Source organism: Streptomyces sp. LS1784, from assembly GCF_020103755.1.
Lineage (GTDB): Bacteria > Actinomycetota > Actinomycetes > Streptomycetales > Streptomycetaceae > Kitasatospora.
Window position 1 is genome coordinate 1 of the sequence record NZ_JAHSQD010000976.1, and the last position, 1,812, is coordinate 1,812.

Here is a 1,812-nt window from a genome sequence, read left to right on the forward strand (position 1 = left end):
CCCAAGGCCAGGTAGTTAACGTTTCCGCAGGTCACGCAAGGGAGTTGAAGGGTTCTCGCGGCTGGATGTGTATACGCCGGGGCCACATTTCCGGAGGTGGCCGTCCTGGGCCCAGCGGGAGAGCTGCCGATACATGGTGCCGAGGGTGATGTCGCCGAGGTGCTGTGCGAGTTCGCGGGCCGGCCAGCGGCGGCTGGGGTCGGCCCGGAGGAGTTCCAGGACCCGTTCCCGGCGGCTCTGTGGTGAGCGGTGAGTGTGCCGGTCGTCTCGGGAGACGTCGGGCAGGGGGCGCTCATCGGCCGCGGGTGCGAGGACGGTGACGTCGAGGTCGGTGACGGTTCGGCTGGCATCGGGCCTGCCGTCGTCGAGGCGCTCGCTGTAGCGGGAGACCGGTGATTTGACCTTGCGGGTGCTGACCCGCTGCCGCCGGGGTGGGAGCAGGGCGGCGAGAACCCGGCGTCCGATGAGACCGACCGGCTCGACGGTCGTGACGACGATGTCGGCGGCCTGGACGACCTGGTCACGGGCGGTCTGGAGGGCGATGGTGAACCCGCAGCGGTCCGGATCGGTGCCCTGGACGGATTCGGCGGCGTCAACCATGACCGTCCGGAGCGCTTGGTAGAGCGTCAGCAGGGACCACATCTCCTGCTCGATGCCAGCCGGGTCGCCCGAGCGCAACAGGCGGCCATCCATGATCGTGTGGCGGAGCGCGTAGTACGCCGATTCGTGCTCCCACCGCTGGTGATACAGGGCCACCATCATGGCGGCGGGGAAGCGGCGGGCGTCGGTCAAGGTGGTCACCAGCCGATAGGACCCGGTGAAGACGGTGCCGTCCGCGCAGGTCACCGTGATCCGCGCGTCGATGACCCGCACTCTCACCGTGCCGATCACCGACAAGTACGAGCCGTCGCGGAGACGGGACAGGACCGGCGCACGCCGGTTGTTGCGGAGCCGGCCCAGGACCTGGGCGCGGGTGGCGGTCACCGCGGCGAGGAAGTCGTTGCCATCGAACCCCTTGTCCCACAGCACCAGCATGTCCGGCCTCAGCAGATGCAGCAGACGGCCGGCATAGCCCGTCTCGCCCTCGGCGGTAGGGCCGAACACCGCGCCGATCAGGGCCCGGGTGCCGGTCTCGACAAGCGTCATCAACTCCAGTGTCGGATAGCCGTGGTGGGCGGTCCTCCCCAGCCAGGAACGGTTCCGCTCGGAGTCGGGGACCCTCTGTGAACTGCAGCCGTCGAACGACACCGTCCGGTATGGGCCGAACCGGACCCCCGGCGTCGTCGGCCGGGCCAGCGGCCCGGCCAGCACCTCGAACAACGCCCGCATGGGAGCGCTTCCCAGTCTGCGGCGCAGGTCACGCAACGCCTTCGACGTCGGAGAGGCGACCGGAATCCCGGCCAGCCCGGCGGTCAGCTTGCTCCAGACCAGCCGGTAGCCGACCTCGGGGAACAGACACATCGCCAGCAGAAAGTAGACCCCGACCCGCGAGGGCAGATCCCGTAAGCGGTGCTGCACGCTCCGGGTCTCGTCCAGGACGGCGTCGACGAGATCGAACGGCACGACCTGGGTCAACTCACCCAGATGACCGGGAGCGAATCGGCCCGCGGCCACGGTGACCACGCGGGAGATGCTCGTCAGGGCAGGCGGCAGGACAGAATGACGTACAGGCAACGGGGTTCCTCGGCGACCAGCAGTCTTGGCGGACTACCTGATCAACGTGGCCCCGTTGCCCGCGTTCCAACGTGATGCCGAACTCCCTTGTCGTCAGCCCGAATCCGTTAACTACCTGGTCTTGGGGGGAGCCCCCGA

At 68.8% G+C, this 1,812-nt stretch carries 1 protein-coding gene; it reads right to left on the bottom strand.

What is annotated here, in order from left to right; all coding sequences use genetic code 11:
- Positions 1–15: 15 nt before the first annotated feature.
- Positions 16–1,653 (bottom strand): IS4 family transposase, encoded by a 1,638-nt coding sequence (locus KS423_RS44810; protein ID WP_374120181.1) that lies wholly within the window; start codon positions 1,651–1,653, stop codon positions 16–18.
- Positions 1,654–1,812 lie beyond the last annotated feature (159 nt).